General features: G+C 70.4%; 21 protein-coding genes. 15 read left to right on the top strand and 6 right to left on the bottom strand.

Translation table 11 applies throughout. The features are described from left to right. Positions 1–19: 19 nt before the first annotated feature. Both ACZ5VD_RS39680 and ACZ5VD_RS39675 read right to left on the bottom strand, forming a co-directional pair. Positions 20–1,339, bottom strand: coding sequence for a D-arabinono-1,4-lactone oxidase (locus ACZ5VD_RS39680; RefSeq protein ID WP_468554137.1), 1,320 nt, complete (start codon positions 1,337–1,339; stop codon positions 20–22). Beyond that, the gene (locus tag ACZ5VD_RS39675; protein ID WP_468685312.1) at positions 1,299–2,537 is read right to left on the bottom strand and encodes an MFS transporter; all 1,239 of its coding nucleotides are present in this window, start codon (positions 2,535–2,537) and stop codon (positions 1,299–1,301) included. Before ACZ5VD_RS39675 ends, ACZ5VD_RS39680 begins: the two co-directional genes overlap by 41 nt. A 164-nt stretch (positions 2,538–2,701) precedes the next feature. On the opposite strand from ACZ5VD_RS39675, the gene ACZ5VD_RS39670 reads away from it, so the two are divergent. Next, on the top strand, positions 2,702–3,829 hold the full coding sequence (locus tag ACZ5VD_RS39670; RefSeq protein WP_468554139.1) for a ferrochelatase: 1,128 nt from the start codon (positions 2,702–2,704) through the stop codon (positions 3,827–3,829). An 8-nt stretch (positions 3,830–3,837) separates the two neighbouring features. Beyond that, positions 3,838–4,653 carry an inositol monophosphatase family protein gene (locus ACZ5VD_RS39665; protein ID WP_468685310.1) on the top strand — a complete coding sequence of 272 codons (816 nt, stop codon included), beginning with the start codon at positions 3,838–3,840 and terminating at the stop codon, positions 4,651–4,653. Between the two features lie 106 nt (positions 4,654–4,759). Here ACZ5VD_RS39665 and ACZ5VD_RS39660 read toward each other — a convergent pair whose 3' ends face one another. Beyond that, on the bottom strand, positions 4,760–4,933 hold the full coding sequence (locus ACZ5VD_RS39660; RefSeq protein ID WP_468554141.1) for a hypothetical protein: 174 nt from the start codon (positions 4,931–4,933) through the stop codon (positions 4,760–4,762). 416 nt (positions 4,934–5,349) lie between these two features. Here ACZ5VD_RS39660 and ACZ5VD_RS39655 point away from each other — a divergent pair, with 416 nt between their 5' ends. The 4 genes from ACZ5VD_RS39655 to ACZ5VD_RS39640 all read left to right on the top strand — a co-directional run bounded on the left by ACZ5VD_RS39655 (position 5,350) and on the right by ACZ5VD_RS39640 (position 8,902). Next, positions 5,350–6,003, top strand: a complete 654-nt coding sequence (locus ACZ5VD_RS39655; RefSeq protein WP_007385219.1) for a response regulator transcription factor — start codon at positions 5,350–5,352, stop codon at positions 6,001–6,003. A 6-nt stretch (positions 6,004–6,009) separates the two neighbouring features. Next, positions 6,010–7,257 (top strand): sensor histidine kinase, encoded by a 1,248-nt coding sequence (locus ACZ5VD_RS39650; protein ID WP_468554142.1) that lies wholly within the window; start codon positions 6,010–6,012, stop codon positions 7,255–7,257. 405 nt (positions 7,258–7,662) lie between these two features. Then, a complete protein-coding gene (locus tag ACZ5VD_RS39645; protein WP_005481602.1) occupies positions 7,663–7,959 on the top strand; it encodes a DUF4193 domain-containing protein in 297 nt (98 codons plus the stop codon). A 13-nt stretch (positions 7,960–7,972) separates the two neighbouring features. Further along, complete coding sequence (locus ACZ5VD_RS39640) at positions 7,973–8,902, top strand: hypothetical protein (RefSeq protein ID WP_468685309.1); 930 nt, start codon at positions 7,973–7,975, stop codon at positions 8,900–8,902. Between the two features lie 101 nt (positions 8,903–9,003). Here ACZ5VD_RS39640 and ACZ5VD_RS39635 read toward each other — a convergent pair whose 3' ends face one another. Beyond that, on the bottom strand, positions 9,004–9,465 hold the full coding sequence (locus tag ACZ5VD_RS39635) for a DUF3093 domain-containing protein (protein WP_468554144.1): 462 nt from the start codon (positions 9,463–9,465) through the stop codon (positions 9,004–9,006). 58 nt (positions 9,466–9,523) lie between these two features. Between ACZ5VD_RS39635 and ACZ5VD_RS39630 the strand changes: the two genes are divergently transcribed. The 9 genes from ACZ5VD_RS39630 (at position 9,524) to ACZ5VD_RS39590 (ending at position 18,196) form a co-directional block, all read left to right on the top strand. Continuing rightward, positions 9,524–10,108 (top strand): PaaI family thioesterase, encoded by a 585-nt coding sequence (locus tag ACZ5VD_RS39630; RefSeq protein WP_468554145.1) that lies wholly within the window; start codon positions 9,524–9,526, stop codon positions 10,106–10,108. Then, the gene (gene dut, locus ACZ5VD_RS39625) at positions 10,105–10,665 is read left to right on the top strand and encodes a dUTP diphosphatase (RefSeq protein ID WP_468554146.1); all 561 of its coding nucleotides are present in this window, start codon (positions 10,105–10,107) and stop codon (positions 10,663–10,665) included. Before ACZ5VD_RS39630 ends, dut begins: the two co-directional genes overlap by 4 nt. 1 nt (position 10,666) lies before the next feature. Beyond that, on the top strand, positions 10,667–11,440 hold the full coding sequence (locus ACZ5VD_RS39620) for a DUF3710 domain-containing protein (RefSeq protein ID WP_468554147.1): 774 nt from the start codon (positions 10,667–10,669) through the stop codon (positions 11,438–11,440). Positions 11,441–11,620: 180 nt separating this feature from the next. Next, positions 11,621–12,802 carry an alginate lyase family protein gene (locus tag ACZ5VD_RS39615; RefSeq protein WP_468685307.1) on the top strand — a complete coding sequence of 394 codons (1,182 nt, stop codon included), beginning with the start codon at positions 11,621–11,623 and terminating at the stop codon, positions 12,800–12,802. 60 nt (positions 12,803–12,862) lie between these two features. Then, on the top strand, positions 12,863–13,555 hold the full coding sequence (locus ACZ5VD_RS39610; RefSeq protein ID WP_468685305.1) for an ABC transporter ATP-binding protein: 693 nt from the start codon (positions 12,863–12,865) through the stop codon (positions 13,553–13,555). Positions 13,556–13,709: 154 nt separating this feature from the next. Further along, positions 13,710–16,277, top strand: a complete 2,568-nt coding sequence (locus ACZ5VD_RS39605; protein WP_468685303.1) for an ATP-binding protein — start codon at positions 13,710–13,712, stop codon at positions 16,275–16,277. Continuing rightward, positions 16,274–16,957: a response regulator gene (locus ACZ5VD_RS39600; RefSeq protein ID WP_468554151.1), complete on the top strand. Its 684-nt coding sequence runs from the start codon at positions 16,274–16,276 to the stop codon at positions 16,955–16,957. The genes ACZ5VD_RS39605 and ACZ5VD_RS39600 overlap by 4 nt, the downstream gene beginning before the upstream one ends. A 45-nt stretch (positions 16,958–17,002) precedes the next feature. Then, positions 17,003–17,401 (top strand): OB-fold nucleic acid binding domain-containing protein, encoded by a 399-nt coding sequence (locus tag ACZ5VD_RS39595; RefSeq protein WP_468554152.1) that lies wholly within the window; start codon positions 17,003–17,005, stop codon positions 17,399–17,401. A gap of 3 nt (positions 17,402–17,404) precedes the next feature. After that, positions 17,405–18,196, top strand: coding sequence for a DUF3159 domain-containing protein (locus ACZ5VD_RS39590; protein ID WP_468554153.1), 792 nt, complete (start codon positions 17,405–17,407; stop codon positions 18,194–18,196). A 165-nt stretch (positions 18,197–18,361) separates the two neighbouring features. Here ACZ5VD_RS39590 and ACZ5VD_RS39585 read toward each other — a convergent pair whose 3' ends face one another. Beyond that, the gene (locus tag ACZ5VD_RS39585) at positions 18,362–19,036 is read right to left on the bottom strand and encodes a potassium channel family protein (protein WP_468554154.1); all 675 of its coding nucleotides are present in this window, start codon (positions 19,034–19,036) and stop codon (positions 18,362–18,364) included. After that, complete coding sequence (locus ACZ5VD_RS39580; RefSeq protein WP_468554155.1) at positions 19,036–19,707, bottom strand: potassium channel family protein; 672 nt, start codon at positions 19,705–19,707, stop codon at positions 19,036–19,038. Before ACZ5VD_RS39580 ends, ACZ5VD_RS39585 begins: the two co-directional genes overlap by 1 nt. Positions 19,708–19,978 lie beyond the last annotated feature (271 nt).

Genomic DNA, 19,978 nt, shown 5'->3' with positions numbered 1-19,978 from the left:
GAAACGGAACCGGAGTCGGTCACGTCCCCAACACCCGCCGCAGGTAGTCGTTCTGGAACCGGCGATCGGGATCGAGGCGATCCCGCAGCGCGGTGAACTCGCCGAAGCGGGGATAGACCCCGCCGAAGTACTCGGCGTCCCGCGTGTGCACCTTGCCCCAGTGCGGCCGGCCCTCGTGCGCGGTGAGGATCCGCTCGGCGGCGGTGAAGTACGCCTGATAGGGCGTCCCCTTGACCATGTGGACGGCGATGTACGCGCTGTCGCGGCCCGAGGCGGTCGACAGCGTGATGTCGTCGGCCGGCGCGGTGCGCACCTCGACCGGGAAGCTGATCCGCAGGCCGGAGCGGTCCACCATCGTCTTCAGCTCGCGCAGCGCCGCGGTCGCTGCCGCACGCGGAACGGCGTACTCCATCTCCACGAAACGCACCCGGCGCGGGGAGGTGAAGACCTTGTAGGGGATGTCGGTGTAGGTCCGCGCGGACAGGGCCTTGCTGGAGAGCCGCGCGATCGACGGGATCGTGGCGGGCGCCGCGCGGCCGACCCACTGGGCCGCCTGGAAGACGCCGTTGGAGAGGAACTCGTCCTCGAACCAGCCCGCGACCTGGCCCACCGGCTGCTCCGGGCCCGCGCTGCGGTTGTTGCGCTTGGTGTTGGTGCTGCCGGTGTGCGGGAACCAGTAGAACTCGAAGTGCTCGTTCTCGGCCCACAGTTCGTCGAACTCGGAGACGACCCGGTCGAAGGGCATCGGCTCCTCGCGGGCCGTGAGCAGGAAGATCGGCTCCACGGCGAAGGTGATCGCGGTGACGATGCCGAGCGCGCCCAGCCCTATCCGGGCCGCCGCGAAGACCTCGGGATTCTCCTTCTCGGAGCAGCTGAGGACCGAGCCGTCCGCGACGACCAGCTCAAGTGCCCTGATCTGGGCGGCGATCGAGGCGGACTCGCGGCCGGTGCCGTGGGTGCCGGTGCTGGTGGCCCCGGAGACCGTCTGCTCCATGATGTCGCCCATGTTGGTGAGCGACAGACCCTCGCGCGCCAGGGCCATGTTGAGTCTCTTGAGCGGGGTGCCGGCCTCGACCGTGACGGTCATGGTGTCCCGGTCGATGGTGCGGATACCGGTCAACAGTTGAGGGCGGATCAGCACACCGTCGGTGGCGGCGATCGACGTGAAGGAGTGTCCGGTACCGACGGCCTTCACCTTCAGGCCGTCCTCGGCCGCCCTGCGCACCGCCTCGGACAACTCCTCGACGGAGGCGGGTGAGACCTCCCGCGCGGGGCGGGCGGCGACGTTGCCGCCCCAGTTACGCCACGTGCCGTTCTTCGCGCTCGCTGTGCTGCTCAACGGTGCCTCCCCGACGCGGAACCGGCCTGCTGAGCCGGCGGTACCCGAGGAAACCGACCGCGACCGCGACGGCTCCGGACACCGCCGGAACCCCGTACCCGGCCCGCGCACCGGCGGCGTCGATCACCCAGCCGGCCACCGAGGAGCCGAGCGCGACCCCGACCGCGAGCCCGGTGCTCACCCAGGTCATGCCCTCGGTCAGTTGCGCGCGTGGTACGTGCTGCTCGATGAGGGACATCGTCGTGATCATCGTGGGAGCGATGGACAAACCCGCAACGAACAGCGCCACGGCCAGAAACGGCAAGTTTCCGACCAGTAGGAGGGGGATCATACTCACGGCCATCGCGCATATGCCCAGCAGCCAGCGAGGTTCGGGCGCCCCCTTGAAGCGCAGCAGTCCGAACACGAGCCCCGCGGCACAGGAGCCCGCCGCGTACAGCGCGAGGACGATGCTCGCCGCGCCCTTGTGACCCTGCTCGTCGGCGAAGGCCACGGTGACCACGTCGACCGCGCCGAAGATCGCGCCGGTCGCCACGAAGGTGGCCACCAGGACCTGGAGGCCGGGGGCCCGCATCGCCGTACCGCCGCCCTGCTGTGAACGGGGGTGCGGAACCGGCTCGGTGGCGCGCTGCGCGGTCAGCCAGAAGACGCCGACCGCCAGGAAACAGGCGGCGAGCAGCGGCCCGGCCTCCGGGAACCAGGCCGTGGACAGCCCGATGGAGATGATCGGCCCGAAGATGAAGCAGACCTCGTCGATCACCGACTCGAAGGAGTACGCGGTGTGCAGCTGCGGGGTGTCCCGGTAGACCGCCGCCCACCGCGCGCGGATCATCGCGCCGATGCTCGGCACACAGCCGATGCCCGCGCTGAACAGGTACAGCGTCCAGTCCGGCCACTCGTAGTGCGCGGCGAACAGCAGCCCGGCCGCCGCCACCAGCGAGATCAGCGTCGCCGGGCGCAGCACCCGCCGCTGCCCGTGCTGGTCCACCAGCCGGGAGACCTGCGGGCCCGCCACCGCGGCGGCGAGCGCCATGGTCGCCGCCAGCGCGCCGGCCAGCCCGTAGCGCCCGGTGAGCTGGGAGACCATGGTGACCACGCCGATGCCCATCATCGACAACGGCATACGGCCGAGGAAGCCCGCGGCCGAGAACCCCTTGGAGCCGGGGGCGGCGAACAGAGCGCGATAAGGGCTGGGCACGGGGGTCTCCGGTCGGACAGGGGAAGACTGCTCAGTAAGGCGCGAAGGCGGCTGATACAGCTTACGAGTTAGGCGACCCTAACGCACCCGGCGCACCCGGACGGAAAAACCGGCAGGTCACCCACCGTTTCCCGGCTGTCAGAGGCGAGTGGCAGGATCGACTCATGCGAGACGCGCTCGAAGCCACCCCCTACGACGCCCTGCTCCTGCTCTCGTTCGGAGGCCCGGAAGGGCCCGACGACGTCGTCCCGTTCCTGGAGAACGTGACGCGGGGGCGCGGTATCCCCAAGGAACGCCTCAAGGAAGTCGGCCGGCACTACTTCCTGTTCGGCGGGGTCAGCCCGATCAACGACCAGAACCGCGCCCTCCTGGACGCCCTGCGCAAGGACTTCGCGGACCACGGCCTGGACCTGCCGGTCTACTGGGGCAACCGCAACTGGGCGCCCTACCTGACCGACACCCTGCGCGAGATGGTCACCGACGGCCGCCGCCGCGTCCTGGTCCTCGCCACCAGCGCCTACGCCTCCTACTCGGGCTGCCGCCAGTACCGCGAGAACCTCGCCGACTCGCTGGCCGCCCTCAAGGCCGAGGGCCTGGAGCCGCCGAAGGTCGACAAGCTGCGGCACTACTTCAACCACCCGGGCTTCCTGGAGCCGATGATCGACGGTGTGATCGACTCCCTGGCCGACCTCCCCGAGGCCGTCCGGGACGGCGCCCACCTCGCCTTCTCCACCCACTCGATCCCGATCGCGTCCGCGGACACCTCCGGCCCGGTCGAGGAGCAGGGCGACGGCGGCGCGTACGTCGGACAGCACCTGGACGTCGCGCGGCTGATCGCCGACGCCGTCCGGGAGCGCACCGGCGTCGACCACCCCTGGCAGCTCGTCTACCAGTCCCGCTCCGGCGCCCCGCACATCCCGTGGCTGGAGCCCGACATCTGCGACCACCTGGAGGAGCGGCACGCGGCCGGGGCCCCGGCGGTCGTCATGGCCCCGATCGGCTTCGTCTCCGACCACATGGAGGTCCTGTACGACCTCGACACGGAGGCGAAGGCGAAGGGCGAGGAACTGGGCCTGCCGGTGCGCCGCTCGGCCACCGTCGGCGCCGACCCGAGATTCGCCGCCGCGATCCGCGACCTCGTCCTGGAGCGGTCCGCCGTCGAACGCGGGCAGGAGGTCACGCCGTGCGCCCTGGGCGCGCTCGGCGCCGGCCACGACCTCTGCCCGATCGGCTGCTGCCCGGCCCGTGCCCCCCGCCCCGCCGCCGCGGGCGCCGACAGCCCCTACGCGTGAGGAGCCCCGTGACCGACCCCCTGCACGCGGAACTGCTGGAGCTGGCCCAGGAGGCCGCCCGCCGCGCCGGTGCGCTGCTGCGGGACGGCCGCCCGGCCGACCTGGCGGTCGCCGCCACCAAGTCCAGCCCCATCGACGTGGTGACCGAGATGGACATCGCGGCGGAGAAACTGATCACCGACCTGATCGCCGAGCACCGCCCGGACGACGGCTTCCTCGGTGAGGAGGGCGCCTCCACCGAGGGCACGAGCGGCATCCGCTGGGTGATCGACCCGCTCGACGGCACGGTCAACTACCTGTATGGCCTGCCCACTTGGGCCGTCTCCATCGCCGCCGAGCAGGACGGCGAGACGGTGGTCGGCGTCGTGGCGGCCCCGGCGCGCGGCGAGACGTACCACGCGGTACGCGGCGGCGGCGCCCGGGCGACCGGCGCCTGGGCCGGCGAGCGCGAGCTGGCCTGCCGCCCCGCGCCGCCCCTGGACCAGGCCCTGGTCTCGACGGGCTTCAACTACGTCACCGACGTCCGCGTCCACCAGGCCGAGGTCGCCCGCAAACTCATCCCGCTGCTGCGCGACATCCGGCGCAGCGGCTCGGCCGCCGTCGACCTGTGCGACGTCGCCGCCGGCCGCCTCGACGGCTATTACGAACGTGGCCTGCACCCCTGGGACCTCGCCGCGGGCGACCTGATCGCCCGGGAGGCGGGCGCCCTGACCGGTGGGCGCCCCGGAGAGCGCCCCGCACACGCCCTGACGGTCGCCGCCACCCCGGGCGTCTTCGAGCCCCTCCAGCGCCTCCTGGAGGACTTCGGGGCCTGGCACGACTGAGCCCGGCGACCGGGCCGCGCACGGTGCGCGGGCCCGTGCCCGGACAACGCCGCGGGCCCCGGCGCTGGATTCGCCGGGGCCCGCGGTGTTGTGCGAGACAAGCTGATCAGACGCGTGACGCGCCGACCTCCACACCGTGTTCGGCGGCGAGGCGGCGCAGGTCGTCGAGTTCGGCCTGTTCCACCTCGGCGAGGAAGTCGTCGCCCTCGTCGCGAGCCCGCGTCAGGTCGGTCTCGGTCGCACTTATGCGCTGCAGAAGTCCTGTGGTGAATGCGTCCATGCTGCGCCCCCTCGTCCTGGGTCGTGGGTCGATGGCACGGGGGTGTGCCGTTCAGAAGGGGCGATCACGTCTCCAACAGGTGCCCAGCGCTGCCCGGTGCTGGGCGGCGACGGTGCCGGACACCCACGCCCACTCTGCGGGAAGCGGATCGCTGTGCCACATGGTGGTGCGACACATGCAGAGCGTGATCGCGGGGTGTAAAGCCGTCCTCCCCCCGCTCCCTTCGACAGAAACCTCAACCCGACGAGAAAAACTTCCCTTCCCCGGCCTCATACCTGTCCTTCAGCCGGTGCTCACCCGTCTTACAGCCGACTTATGGCCGAAAAGGGCAGGATGGAGGCCAACACACTCACCAAGCCCCCTGCCCACGTGCCCTCAGAAGCGCTACGCGGGTGGACACAGGAAGGACAAGCGACGTGCGCGTACTCGTCGTCGAGGACGAGCAGCTGCTCGCCGATGCGGTGGCCACCGGACTGCGCCGGGAGGCCATGGCCGTCGACGTCGTGTACGACGGTGCGGCCGCCCTGGAGCGCATCGGCGTCAACGACTACGACGTGGTCGTCCTCGACCGTGACCTCCCCCTCGTCCACGGCGACGACGTCTGCCGCAAGATCGTCGAGCTCGGCATGCCCACCCGGGTGCTGATGCTCACGGCCTCCGGCGACGTCAGCGACCGCGTCGAGGGACTGGAGATCGGCGCCGACGACTATCTCCCCAAGCCCTTCGCGTTCAGCGAGCTGACGGCACGCGTGCGTGCCCTCGGCCGGCGCACCAGCGTGCCCCTGCCGCCCGTGCTGGAGCGCGCGGGGATCAAGCTCGACCCGAACCGCCGCGAGGTGTTCCGCGACGGCAAGGAAGTCCAGCTGGCCCCCAAGGAGTTCGCCGTCCTGGAGGTGCTGATGCGCAGCGAAGGCGCGGTCGTCTCGGCCGAGCAGCTCCTGGAGAAGGCGTGGGACGAGAACACCGACCCGTTCACCAACGTCGTGCGGGTGACCGTCATGACCCTGCGCCGCAAGCTCGGTGAGCCGCCCGTCATCGTGACCGTCCCCGGCTCCGGTTACCGGATCTGACCGGCCGTGGCATCGACCCCGGCGCCTCCCCAGGCGCCCCCGAAGCCCACCTGGGACCCCCGGAGGCCGGAGGCGCCCCCGTGGCTGCGCCCGACCATCCGCATACGGCTCACGCTGCTGTACGGCGGCATGTTCCTGATCGCCGGCATCCTGCTCCTGTCGATCATCTACCTGCTGGCCGCGCAGGCCCTGAACACCGGCAACCAGCCATTGTTCAAGATCGTCGGCAACACCGCGGTGAAGGTCACCAGCGACAACTGTCCGGCGGTCAACAACGCGGCCAACATCCCGGTGGACACGTTCAACCAACTGATCAGCGCGTGCGTCGACCACCAGCGCCAGGTCGCCCTGGACAACCTGCTCAGCCGCTCGCTGCTGGCCCTGCTCGGCCTCGCGGTGATCGCCTTCGCCTTCGGCTACGCCATGGCGGGCCGTGTCCTGTCGCCGCTCGGCCGGATCACCCGGACCGCGCGCGCGGTGGCGGGCTCGGACCTGTCCCGCCGTATCGAGCTGGACGGCCCGGACGACGAGCTGAAGGAACTGGCGGACACCTTCGACGACATGCTGGAGCGGCTGCAGCGGGCCTTCACCGCCCAGCAGCGCTTCGTCGGCAACGCCTCGCACGAACTGCGGACGCCACTGGCGATCAACCGCACGCTCCTTGAGGTCCACCTCTCCGATCCGGGCGCGCCGATGGAGCTGCAGCAGCTCGGCAAGACGCTGCTGGCCACCAACGAGCGCAGCGAGCAGCTCGTGGAGGGGCTGCTGCTGCTCGCCCGCAGCGACAACCAGATCGTCGAGCGCAAGCCGGTCGACCTCGCCGAGGTCGCCGAGCAGGCCGTGGACCAGGTGAACGGCGAGGCGGAGGCCAAGGGTGTGGTGATCCGCGGCGAGCAGAAGCCCGCGGTGGTCCAGGGCAACGGCGTGCTGCTGGAGCGGATCGCGCTGAACCTCGTGCAGAACGCCGTGCGGTACAACGTGCCCGACGGCGGCTGGGTCGAGGTGACGACGGAGGTCCAGCACGGTCAGGCGGTGCTCGTGGTGTCCAACACGGGCCCGGTGGTGCCGGCGTACGAGATCGACAACCTCTTCGAGCCGTTCCGGCGGCTGCGCACGGAACGTACGGGCAGCGACAAGGGCGTCGGACTCGGCCTGTCCATCGTCCGGTCCGTGGCCCGGGCGCACGGCGGTCATATCTCGGCACAGCCCCGTGAAGGGGGTGGGCTCGTGATGCGGGTAACCCTTCCCGTCTGAGATCATGGCCCCCGCACATGATCCGGCACACGAGGATGTTCGCTTTGCGCGGAATTTTAGAGGCGTCTTTCGAGCATCTCCGTGTGTGATCGATCACAAGGGCGAATTTCCGGCCATCTACTCTCCGTGATCATGCACCCTGTCGGAAAGCCGGGATAATCCGGGTTTTCGAGGGTCCTGATCACGGGAAGTACACGGTGAGACGCCTTTGAAGTGCGGGATTCGGACCGTGTACGGTCCCGATCGCCATCCAACCCGATCACTCAAGAGGAGTCCGGTTGGGTGTCGATTGAGTAACAGACCTTGATGTGAGGCAAAATCTCCGCCTCGGGTCGGGCACAAGTCCGGCCTCTCACGCGTTACGTGCGCTGGAGACACCGAAGACACCCAGAGGGGGAGAGCGACATGGCAACCGACTACGACACCCCACGCAAGACCGACGACGACGTCGACTCGGACAGCCTTGAAGAACTGAAGGCCCGCCGGAACGACAAGTCGACCTCCGCAGTGGATGTCGACGAATTCGAAGCCGCCGAAGGCCTCGAACTGCCCGGCGCCGACCTCTCGAACGAGGAGCTGGCCGTCCGGGTGCTGCCCAAGCAGCAGGACGAGTTCACCTGCATGAGCTGCTTCCTGGTGCACCACCGCAGCCAGCTGGCCCGCGAGAAGAACGGTCAGCCGATCTGCCGCGACTGCGACTGAGGGCGGGTCGGCCGTGACTGGCTCGACCCCTCCCCGGAAGCGCCGCTTCCACCTGGGAGCGGACCAAGGGCCGCCCGAAGGGCGGCTCGGCGCGCGTGACGACGAGCGGGGCTCATCCGATCAGGGATCGGCCTCGCTCGAACCGGCGGCCGGCCGGACTGACCTACCGGCGCCGTCGGACACCTCGCCGCCCGTCAGCAAGGGACGGGTGGCGGTGATCCGGGACAAGGCCCGGGAAGGGGTCCGCAAGGGCGGCAGCCGGGCCAGGGCGGGCCTGGCGTACCTCACCGACCGGATCATCGACAGCGCGCCGCGGATCCCCGTACGGGACCTCGCGACGCTCCGCAGGCAGTTCCCCGGGCTGGGGCCCGAGGAGCTCGCCGACAAGCTCGTGGCGGGCGCCTCCGGTGCCACCGCCACGGTCGGAGCGGGCATCGGAGCGGCTGCCATGCTGCCCGTGCCGCCCGCCATGCCGACCGAACTGGCCGCCGAGATCACCGGGGTCGCCGCGATCGAGCTGAAGCTGATCGCCGAACTCCACGAGGTCTACGGCGCGCGGCCGCCGGGCGGCCTCAAGCAGCGCAGCACCGCGTATCTCGACTCCTGGTCGGGGGAGCGCGGTATCGACGTGACCAGGCCGACCACGGTCGGTTCGGCGGTCAACAGCCGTATGAAGCAACAGCTGCGGCAGCAGATCATGAAGCGCATGGTGCGCGACCTGCCGAACCTGATGCCCTTCATGGTCGGCGCGGCGGTAGGGGCGGTCATGAACCGCCGGGACACGAGGAAACTCGCGGAACGGATCCGGCAGGACCTGCGGAAGACCCAGGTGCCCTGGGAAGCACTTCCCGAACTGCCGCCTCTGGAGGGTCCCGAAAATCCGCTCACATTGGGGGATGTTCCGAAGGAACTCGGTCGCGGCCGTAAGGAAATCGGGCCCTGACGAAGTTTTTGCGTGGCGGTGAAAAAGATTTTGGACCGCCTCGGCAAAGCCCCGCCGCGGGGCTCCGGGTGAAGCCCCGCCCGAGTGTTCTACGCCGGATGTCAGGCGGCCGCGCGCGCCGACCTCAGCGCCTCGGCGAGCCGTTCCGGCTCCCGCGTCGACAGATACAGGTACGGCGTCGGGTCCGCCGGGTCCGTGACGTCCACCTTCAGGGCGGTCGGGATGTACGCCCGCAGCAGCAGGAACGCGCGGGTGTCGGCCTTGTAGGTGCGCCAGGCGCGCGTCTCCTCGGGGTCCAGGATCTCCGCCTCGCCCAGGGCCGACACCGGGATCTTCGCCTCGCCCGCGATCAGGAAACCGCCCACGACACGGATCCGCTGCGAGCCGTACGAACTGGCCACGACCGCCGCCACCGCCGTCCCGCCGACCAGGCCGCCGAGCAGCGGCAGCGTGCCGAAGGGCAGCAGGATCAGCGCCATCGAGACCCCGACCAGGAAAGAGATCAGCCACCAGGACCGGGGGGCGGTGAGACGTTCTTCGTACGGGGTGGCGGAGAGCTGCATGAAGCCAAGCTTGGCACGGTGTCCAGTTCAGGCCGACGCGCGGGTAAGGTCTGCGGCTGTGAGTCGTACTTCCGCCGCTGTCGAGCCACCCGCCGACGCCGTGAAACCGGTGCGTCATCCTGACGCCCCCGCGCCCGGTGTGCTCCTCGGCGCGCACTACGGCCAGTGCTTCGGCTGTGGCGACGGACAGCCCCACGGACTGCACCTCCAGGCGCGGGCCGGCGAGGGCGTCACCGTCACCGCCGAGTTCACCGTGCAACCCGCCCACCAGGGCGCCCCGGGCCTCGCGCACGGCGGTGTGCTCGCCTCCGCGCTCGACGAGACGCTCGGCTCGCTGAACTGGCTGCTGCGGACGATCGCGGTGACCGGACGGCTGGAGACGGACTTCGTACGGCCCGTGCCGGTCGGTACGACGCTGTACCTGGAGGCCGAGGTGACGGCGGTGGCGGGGCGGAAGATCTTCTCGACCGCCACCGGACGCGTCGGCGGCCCCGACGGGCCGGTCGCCGTCCGTGCCGACGCGCTCTTCGTCGAGGTGAAGGTCGACCACTTCATCGAGAACGGCCGCCAGGAGGAGCTCCGGGCGGCCATGGACGACCCGGACCAGGTCCGGCGTGCCCGTGCCTTTGAGGTGAACCCGTGAGCCGTGACCCCCTGAACGTGCTGATCCGGCGCGTCGACCCCGACGTGCCGCTTCCGGCGTACGCACTTCCCGGTGACGCGGGAGCCGATCTCCGCACCACCGAGAGCCGTGAACTGAAGCCGGGCGAACGGGCCGTACTGCCCACGGGGGTGTCTGTGGCGCTCCCGGAGGGGTACGCGGCCTTCGTGCACCCACGCTCCGGCCTCGCCGCCCGTTGCGGTGTGGCTCTCGTGAATGCCCCGGGGACGGTTGATGCCGGGTACCGTGGGGAGATCAAGGTGATCGTGGTGAATCTCGACCCGCACGAGCCCGTGCGGTTCGAGCGCTTCGACCGGATTGCCCAACTCGTCGTCCAGCAGGTCGAGAGGGTCCGCTTCCAGGAGGTCGCGGAGCTTCCCGGATCGGCTCGGGCCGAGGGGGGCTTCGGGTCCACCGGCGGTCATGCGGCGGTGGGCGACCCCGGCAGTACGAACAGCGCAAGCGGTCAGGCCGCCGACGGCGGCACAACGGGTGGGAATCGATACGCATCGGTCGTATCCGACCGGGAAGGACAGTGACGTGTTCGGACGTCGCAAGAAGAAGGGTGCCGCCGAGGACGCGGCCGGCGAGCCCGAGCAGGTCGTCGACGGCGTCGACACTGAGGCGGACGACAAGGCCGAGGACGAGGGCGGGCGCCCGCGGGTGAGGCTGGAGCCGGAGCCGCGGCCCGACGGGCCCTGGGACGACTCCGAGGTGCGTGACCCGGCCGAGGGCCGGGTGGACCTGGGCGGTCTGTTCGTACCGGGTGTCGACGGCATGGAGCTGCGGGTCGAGGTCGCGGGCGACGCGATCGTCGCGGCGACCGTGGTGCTGCGGGACAGCGCCGTCCAGTTGCAGGCCTTCGCCGCCCCCAAGCGCGAGGGCATCTGGGGCGAGGTCCGCGAGGAGATCGGCACGGGCATCACCCAGCAGGGCGGCATCGTCGACGAGGTCGAGGGTCCGCTGGGCTGGGAGCTGCGCGCCCAGGTGCCGGTGCAACTCCCGGACGGCACGGGTGGCTTCCAGGTGGTCCGGTTCGTCGGTGTGGACGGCCCCCGTTGGTTCCTGCGCGGTGTCATCTCGGGCCAGGGCGCGGTACAGCCGCAGGCCGCGGGCCTGCTGGAGCAGATCTTCCGGGACACGGTCGTGGTCCGCGGCGAGGGCCCGATGGCGCCTCGCGACCCGATCGTCCTGAAGCTGCCGAACGACGCGCAGATGGTCCCCGAGGGCGTCCAGCAGGACGACGGCACCTCGCGCTTCTCCGGAGGCATGGGCCAGTTGCAGCGCGGACCGGAGATCACCGAGGTCCGCTAGAAGCTCGGATACGCACGACGAGGGCCGCACCCCGCACGGGGTGCGGCCCTCGTCGTGCGTGGATCCGTGCGCGGACCCTTGACGCGCGATTGGTCTGTACCTACGGTCTCGGCTCAACGCCTAAGTTCATAAGGGCGCCCGTCGTTCATGTATGAGAACTTGTAGGAGAACGGAGTCGCCATGCGTCGCACCCCCCTCCTCGCGATCGTCGCCGCCCTCGCCCTGGGCGGCGTCCTCGCGCAGCCGACCGCACCACGCGCCGAGGCCGCCCCCGCGACCTTCGCTCACCCCGGAGTCACCGTCTCCAAGGGGCAGTTGGACTTCGCCCGCACCAAGGTCACGGCCGGCGCCCAGCCCTGGAAGGGCGCCTTCGACCGGATGCTGGCGAGCAAGTACGCCGATCTGGGGCGCACGCCCAGGCCGCGCGCGACGGTGGAGTGCGGCTCGTACTCCGACCCCGACCTCGGCTGCACCGACGAGCGCGAGGACGCCATCGCCGCGTACACCCAGGCACTCGCCTGGTACGTGACCCGCGACGAGCGGTACGCCCGGAAGGCCATCGAGCTGATGGACGCCTGGTCCGCCGTGATCAAGGACCACACGAACAGCAACGCGCCCCTGCAGACCGGCTGGGCGGGATCCTCCTGGCCCCGGGCCGCCGAGATCGTCAAGTACACGTACACGGGGAGCTGGGCCAACTCCGGCCGTTTCGCGACCATGCTCCGGAACGTGTATCTGCCCGAGGTCGTCAACGGCTCCCACTCCAACGGCAACTGGGAGCTGTCGATGATGGAGGCCGCCGTCGGCATCTCCGTCTTCCTGGAGGACAGGACGTCGTACGACAAGGCCATGGCGAAGTTCCGCACCCGCACGGCCGCCTACGTCTACCTCGCCTCCGACGGCGAGCTGCCGAAGACCGTGCCGAGCCAGAACCTCGACACCCGGGACAAGATCGTCGGTTACTGGCAGGGGCAGTCGACCTTCGTCACCGGGCTCACCCAGGAGACCTGCCGCGACTTCACGCACACCGGCTACGGCATCTCCGCCATCGCGCACGTCGCCGAGACCAGCCGGATCCAGGGCCAGGACCTGTACGGCACCGACGTGGGCGAACGGCTGCGGCAGGCGCTCGGGTTCCAGGCCAGGTACGAACTGGGCGCGGCCGTACCGAGTTCGCTGTGCGGTGGTTCGCTGCACCTCGGGCTCGGGCCCGTCACGGAGGTCGGCCACAACGCCCTGCATCACAGGCTTGGCATGCCCATGACTAACACGCAGGCCCTGACCGAGCGCAACCGCCCGGCCGGCAGCAACAACCTCTTCGTGGCCTGGGAAACACTCACCCACGGGGACAACCCGAGCTGAACCGTTGAAGTGCCGGGCGCTCAGTGGCGATACTGGCGCCCGGTTCACGGGGGAGGACGCATGACTGAGGTGGTCACCGAGACCATGGTGCGTGTCGAGAACGTCCGCAGGTCCTACGGCGACTCGGCGGCCGTCGTCCACGCGCTGCGCGGCGTCACCTTCGAGGTGCCGCGCGGCGAACTCGTCGCCCTCAAAGGGCGTTCGGGATCGGGCAAGACCACGCTCCTCAACATCGTCGGCGGGCTCGACGTGCCGGACGAGGGGCGCGTCACGGTCGACGGGCTCGACCTCTCGGAGCTGGGCGAGGACGGCCTGCTCGCGCTGCGCCGGGACCGCGTCGGGTTCGTCTTCCAGTCCTTCGGGCTCATCCCGATCCTCACGGCCGCCGAGAACGTCGGCGTGCCGATGCGGCTGCGCCGCGCCGACCCGCGGGAGCGCGAGGAGCGCGTCGAGCTGCTGCTGTCCCTGGTCGGACTCGCCGACCACGCGGGACAGCGGCCCGGCGAGCTGTCCGGCGGCCAGCAGCAGCGGGTCGCCATCGCCCGCGCCCTCGCCAACAGCCCCTCGCTCCTGATCGCCGACGAGCCCACCGGCCAGCTGGACGCGGAGACCGGTCACGCCGTGATGGAGCTGCTGCGGGCCGTCGTCCGCAGCGAGCGGGTCACCGCACTGGTCGCCACCCACGACGCGAACCTGCTCGACCTGGCCGACCGGGTGCTGGAGCTGCGGGACGGGGAGATCGTCGAGGAGTGAGGCCCCGGCGGCTCCGGCGCGTCAGGGCCGGCGCTCCACCACGTCAGGGTTGCGTCAAAGACGGCCCTCGGGCCGCTCGCGGTCCCCTTTGTCGCGATTGCTGGCCGTAAGGTCGACGCTGCGCGGTCGGCAGCGGTGGGAAGACAATGAGGACATGGGACGCGGCAAGCTTCGGATCTATCTCGGTGCGGCACCGGGTGTCGGCAAGACATACGCGATGTTGTCGGAGGGACATCGTCGTGTGGAGCGGGGCACGGACTGTGTGGTGGCGTTCGTGGAGCACCACGGCCGTGCGCGGACCGAGGTGATGATGCACGGTCTGGAGCAGGTTCCGCGGCAGGAGGTGGAGTACCGCGGCGCCGTGTTCTCGGAGATGGACGTGGAAGCGGTGCTGGCACGGTGCCCGCGGGTCGCTCTGGTGGACGAGCTGGCGCACAGCAATGTTCCCGGCTCGCGTCATGCCAAGCGGTGGCAGGACGTGGAGGAGTTGCTGGCGGCGGGGATCGACGTGGTGTCGACGGTGAACATCCAGCATCTGGAGTCGCTGGGCGATGTCGTGGAGTCGATCACCGGGGTGCGGCAGCGGGAGACGGTGCCGGACGAGGTGGTGCGGCGGGCGGATCAGATCGAGCTGGTCGACATGTCGCCGCAGGCGTTGCGGCGGCGGATGGCGCACGGGAATGTCTACCGGCCGGACAAGGTGGACGCGGCACTGTCGAACTACTTCCGGCCCGGGAATCTGACGGCGCTGCGGGAGCTGGCGCTGCTGTGGGTGGCGGATCGGGTGGACGAGTACCTGCAGCAGTACCGCAGTGATCACCGGGTGTCGAGGATCTGGGGTTCGCGGGAGCGGATCGTGGTCGGGCTGACGGGGGGCCCGGAGGGGCGGACGTTGATCCGGCGGGCGGCGCGGCTCGCGGAGAAGGGGGCCGGCGGTGAGGTGCTGGCCGTGTACATAGCCGGTGGTGACGGGCTGACCTCGGTGTCTCCCGAGGAGCTGGCCGTGCAGCGGACCCTGGTCGAGGACCTGGGCGGCACGTTCCACCATGTGGTGGGTGAGGACATACCGGCCGCGCTGCTGGACTTCGCCCGCGGGGCCAACGCCACCCAGATCGTCCTCGGCTCCTCGCGCCGCAAGAGCTGGCAGTACGTCTTCGGCCCCGGCGTCGGCGCGACCGTGGCCCGCGAGTCCGGTCCCGACCTCGACGTGCACATCGTCACCCACGAAGAGGCCGCCAAGGGGCGCGGCCTGCCGGTGTCACGGGGGGCCAGACTCGGGCGGGCCCGGATCGTCTGGGGCTGGCTGGTCGGTGTGGCCGGCCCGGTGATCCTGGCGCTCCTGCTCAACACCGTCCACCTCGGCCTCGCCAACGACATGCTGCTGTTCCTGACGCTGACGGTGGCGGCGGCCCTGCTCGGCGGACTGCTGCCCGCGCTGGCCTCGGCGGCGGTCGGCTCCCTGTTGCTGAACTACTTCTACACACCGCCCCTGCACCACTGGACCATCGCCGATCCGAAGAACATCGTCGCCATCGCGATCTTCGTGGGGGTCGGTGTCTCGGTGTCGTCCGTGGTGGATCTGGCGGCCCGGCGCACCCATCAGGCGGCCAGACTGCGGGCCGAGTCGGAGATCCTGTCCTTCCTCGCGGGCAATGTGCTGCGTGGTGAGACGGGTCTGGAGGAGCTGCTGGAGCGGGTCCGTGAGACGTTCGGGATGGAGTCGGCGGCGCTGCTGGAGCGGGCGGGTGAGGTCGATCCGTGGACCTGTGCCGGCCGGGTCGGTCTCGGACGGCCGCTGGAGCGGCCGGAGGAGGCGGATGTCGAGGTGGCGGTGAGCGATCACATGGCGCTGGCGCTGACCGGGCGGGTGCTGCCCGCCGAGGACCGCCGGGTGCTGGCCGCGTTCGCCGCGCAGGCGGCCGTGGTCCTGGACCGGCGCAGGCTGGTGGAGGAGGCGGACCGGGCCCGTGCGCTCGCGGAGGGCAACCGCATCCGTACCGCGCTGCTGGCCGCGGTGAGTCATGACCTGCGTACTCCGCTGGCCGGGATCAAGGCGGCCGTGACCAGCCTGCGGTCCCAGGACGTGGCGTGGTCGCAGGAGGATCGGGCGGAGCTGTTGCAGGGGATCGAGGAGGGCGCCGACCGCCTCGACCACCTGGTGGGGAACCTGCTCGACATGTCCCGGCTGCGGACCGGCACGGTGACGGCGCTGATCCGGGAGATCGACCTCGACGAGGTGGTGCCGATGGCGCTCGGCGGGGTGCCCGGCGGCAGTGTCGTCCTGGATGTTCCCGAGACGCTGCCGATGGTCGCGGTGGACCCGGGGCTGCTGGAGCGGTCGGTGGCCAACCTGGTCGAGAACGCGGTGAAGTACAGCCCGGTCGGGCAGGCCGTCCTGGTGTCCGCCAGTGCCCTCGCCGACCGGGTCGAGGTGCGGGTGGTCGACCGCGGTCCGGGCGTTCCCGAGGAGGCCAGGGAACGTATCTTCGAGCCCTTCCAGCGCTACGGCGACGCCCCGCGCGGCGCCGGAGTCGGCCTGGGCCTCGCGGTGGCGCGCGGCTTCGCCGAGGCCATGGGCGGCACCCTGCACGCCGAGGACACCCCCGGCGGCGGCCTCACCATGGTGCTCACGCTCCGGGCGGCGGCAGGCCCGGGACCCGGGCAGCCGCCCCCCTCCGAGGACTCCCTCCACCCTGTACGACCCGAAAGGCAGGTCACATGACCCGGGTGCTGGTGATCGACGACGAGCCACAGATCGTGCGCGCCCTCGTGATCAACCTCAGGGCGCGCAAGTACGACGTCGACGCGGCGCACGACGGCGCCACCGCCCTCGAACTGGCCGCCACCCGCCACCCGGACGTGGTGGTCCTCGACCTGGGCCTGCCCGACATGGACGGCGTCGAGGTGATCAGGGGCCTGCGCGGCTGGACCCGGGTGCCCATCCTGGTGCTGTCCGCCCGCCACTCCTCCGACGAGAAGGTCGAGGCGCTGGACGCCGGCGCCGACGACTACGTCACCAAGCCCTTCGGCATGGACGAACTGCTGGCCCGGCTGCGCGCCGCCGTCCGCCGCGCCGAGCCGACCGGGGGAGAGGAGGACGAGGTGCTGGTGGAGACCGACGAGTTCACCGTCGACCTCGCCGCGAAGAAGGTCCGGCGGCACGGGAAGGACGTGCGGCTCACGCCCACGGAGTGGCACCTCCTGGAGGTGCTGGTGCGCAACACGGGGCGCCTGGTCAGCCAGCGGCAACTGCTCCAGGAGGTGTGGGGGCCGTCGTACGGGACGGAGACGAACTATCTGCGGGTCTACATGGCCCAGCTCAGGCGCAAACTGGAGGCGGATCCGTCGCATCCGAAGCACTTCGTGACGGAACCCGGCATGGGGTACCGGTTCGAGCGGTAGCGCCAGGGGTACGTAGCTGTCGGTGGGCCCCGGTACGCTTCAGATATGAGTGCTGTTCCTCGTTCCGAGAAGCCGGTGGGCCGGTTCCGGCGCATGCTCGACCGGCTCTCCTCGTCCCAGGAGGACCTGGAGTCCGAGGAGCTGCGGGAGGACACCGAGACCGCCGGCTGCACGCGCATCGGTGACTGCCAGGACCGTCAGGTCGTGACGGTTACTGGTACCTTGCGCACGGTCACCCTGCGCCCGCGCGCGGGAGTCCCGGCCCTGGAGGCCGAGCTGTTCGACGGCTCCGCCGCGCTGGACGTGGTGTGGCTCGGCAGGCGCTCCATCGTGGGCATAGAGCCGGGACGCAAACTGATCGCATCGGGCCGGATCTCGATGAGCCGGGGCCGCCGGGTGCTGTTCAATCCGAAATACGAACTGAGACCCCTCGGACGGGAGTAGCCGGTGACGTCGCTCGACAAGCCGACCCAAGACACCGAAGTCACCGAGCCGGATGCCCGGGCGGTGACCGAGGCCGCGCTGTTCGAAGCCTTCGGCGGCGTGCGGGGCATGGTCGAGACCGTTGTGCCAGGCCTGTTGTTCGTCACGATCTACACGATCAACAAGGACCTGCACCTGTCGGCGATCGCCGCCCTCGGGGTGTCCCTGCTGCTGGTCGTGGTCCGCCTGGTGACGCGGGACACCGTCAAGCACGCCTTCAGCGGGGTCTTCGGCGTCGCCTTCGGTGTCGTCTTCGCGATGATGACCGGCAACGCCAAGGACTTCTACCTCCCCGGCATGCTCTACACGCTGGGCCTGGGCCTCGCCTACATCATCACGACCCTCTGCGGGGTCCCGCTGATCGGTCTGATCCTCGGCCCGGTCTTCAAGGAGAACCTCTCCTGGCGCACCCGCAACCCGGGCCGCAAGAAGGCGTACGCCAAGGCCAGCTGGGCCTGGGGCCTGATCCTGCTCGCCAAGTGCGCGATCCTCTTCCCGCTGTACTGGTGGGCCGACACCGCCCAGCTCGGCTGGGTCCTGGTCGCCCTGAAGATCCCGCCCTTCCTGCTGGCCGTCTACCTGACCTGGGTCTTCCTCGCGAAGGCACCGGCCCCCATCGACGTCTTCGCCGAGATGGAGGCGGAGGAACGCGCCGAGAAGGAGCGGGAGGCGGCGCGCGCGGAGGAACGCGGTGAGCCGGCGGGATCCGTGGAGTCCGAGGATTCGACCGTGGGCCGTCACCGACGCGACGCGTAGCCGCCCCGTACGACGACCAGCCGTCCGTACGACGAAGTCGGCTGCACGAAGACCGGTCGGCTCTACGTAGACCAGGTCGGCTGCACGAAGACCGACTGCCGCCATGACGGCGAAGGGCGCCCCGAACAATCGGGGCGCCCTTCGCCGTCATAGCTCCCGGAGGGATCAGCTCGCCGTGTCCCGGCGTACCGACAGCAGGTCCTCCAGCTGCTCCTCGCGGGCCGGGGCGGCCACGAAGAGGAGCTCGTCTCCCGCCTCCAGCGAGTCCTCCTGGGAGGGCGTGAGCACGCGGGTGCCGCGGATGATCGTCACCAGGGACGTGTCCTGCGGCCATTCGACATCGCCGACCTGGGTGCCGGCGAGGGCCGACTCCTCCGGCAGGGTCAGCTCGACCAGGTTGGCGTCGCCGTGGCTGAAGCGGAGCAGCCGGACCAGATCACCGACACTCACCGCCTCCTCGACCAGGGCCGACATCAGGCGGGGAGTCGACACGGCGACGTCCACGCCCCAGGACTCGTTGAACAGCCACTCGTTCTTCGGGTTGTTCACCCGGGCGACGACCCGCGGAACGCCGTACTCCGTCTTCGCCAGCAGGGAGACGACCAGGTTGACCTTGTCGTCGCCGGTCGCGGCGATCGCGACGTTGCAGCGCTGGAGCGCGGCCTCGTCCAGGGACGTGATCTCGCAGGCGTCGGCGAGCAGCCACTCCGCCTGCGGGACGCGCTCGACCGAGATCGCGGTCGGCGCCTTGTCGATGAGAAGGACCTCGTGGCCGTTCTCCAGCAGTTCGCCCGCGATCGAGCGGCCGACCGCACCGGCACCGGCAATGGCGACCCTCATCAGTGACCGCCCTCCTCTTCGGGACCCTTGGCGAACGCCGCCTCGACCTTGTCGACCTCGTCGGTGCGCATCATCACGTGCACCAGGTCGCCTTCCTGCAACACCGTCTGCGAGGTGGGCAGGACCGCCTCGCCCAGCCGGGTCAGGAACGCCACCCGGACGCCCGTCTCCTCCTGGAGGCGGCTGATCTTGTGCCCCACCCACGACGTGGTGGTGTGCACCTCGGCCAGCTGGACGCCACCGGTGGGGTCGCGCCACAGGGGCTCGGCGCCCGAGGGCAGCAGCCGCCGCAGCATCTGGTCGGCGGTCCAGCGCACCGTGGCCACGGTGGGGATGCCCAGACGCTGGTAGACCTCGGCACGCCGGGGGTCGTAGATCCGGGCCGCGACGTTCTCGATGCCGAACATCTCGCGGGCCACCCGCGCGGCGATGATGTTCGAGTTGTCGCCGCTGGAGACCGCCGCGAACGCCCCGGCCTCCTCGATGCCCGCCTCACGCAGGGTGTCCTGGTCGAAACCGACACCGGTGACGCGACGGCCGCCGAACCCGGAGCCGAGCCGGCGGAAGGCGGTGGGGTCCTGGTCGATCACGGCGACCGTGTGCCCCTGCTGCTCCAGGGTCTGGGCGAGAGCCGAACCCACTCGCCCGCAGCCCATGATGACGATGTGCACTGAAGCCCTACCCCGCAGTCCTGGTCACCACGATGACCTGCGAAAACACCCTGATCACTCTTTTCTCTCAGCCTGCCGGGCAACGACCGGGCAACAGCCTCCGGCGTTGCCCGAAGACGAGCTTAAGCCGCAACTGAGTCCCTGCCCTCATCCGTGCAGGACGACGGTTTCGTCAGCGTGCGTTGAAGTACTTGGCTTCGGGGTGGTGGATGACGATGGCGTCGGTGGACTGTTCGGGGTGGAGTTGGAATTCCTCGGAGAGGTGGACGCC

Source organism: Streptomyces sp. NPDC032822 (assembly GCF_055578825.1).
This window is presented reverse-complemented; position numbering and strand designations above follow the sequence as displayed.

Coding starts and splice junctions, on each gene's coding strand:
- ACZ5VD_RS39670 (WP_468554139.1), top strand. CDS start 2,702: ATGCGAGACGCGCTCGAAGCCACCCCCTACGACGCCCTGCTCCTGCTC.
- ACZ5VD_RS39660 (WP_468554141.1), bottom strand. CDS start 4,933: ATGGACGCATTCACCACAGGACTTCTGCAGCGCATAAGTGCGACCGAG.
- ACZ5VD_RS39645 (WP_005481602.1), top strand. CDS start 7,663: ATGGCAACCGACTACGACACCCCACGCAAGACCGACGACGACGTCGAC.
- ACZ5VD_RS39635 (WP_468554144.1), bottom strand. CDS start 9,465: ATGCAGCTCTCCGCCACCCCGTACGAAGAACGTCTCACCGCCCCCCGG.
- ACZ5VD_RS39615 (WP_468685307.1), top strand. CDS start 11,621: ATGCGTCGCACCCCCCTCCTCGCGATCGTCGCCGCCCTCGCCCTGGGC.
- ACZ5VD_RS39610 (WP_468685305.1), top strand. CDS start 12,863: ATGACTGAGGTGGTCACCGAGACCATGGTGCGTGTCGAGAACGTCCGC.
- ACZ5VD_RS39605 (WP_468685303.1), top strand. CDS start 13,710: ATGGGACGCGGCAAGCTTCGGATCTATCTCGGTGCGGCACCGGGTGTC.
- ACZ5VD_RS39600 (WP_468554151.1), top strand. CDS start 16,274: ATGACCCGGGTGCTGGTGATCGACGACGAGCCACAGATCGTGCGCGCC.
- ACZ5VD_RS39595 (WP_468554152.1), top strand. CDS start 17,003: ATGAGTGCTGTTCCTCGTTCCGAGAAGCCGGTGGGCCGGTTCCGGCGC.
- ACZ5VD_RS39585 (WP_468554154.1), bottom strand. CDS start 19,036: ATGAGGGTCGCCATTGCCGGTGCCGGTGCGGTCGGCCGCTCGATCGCG.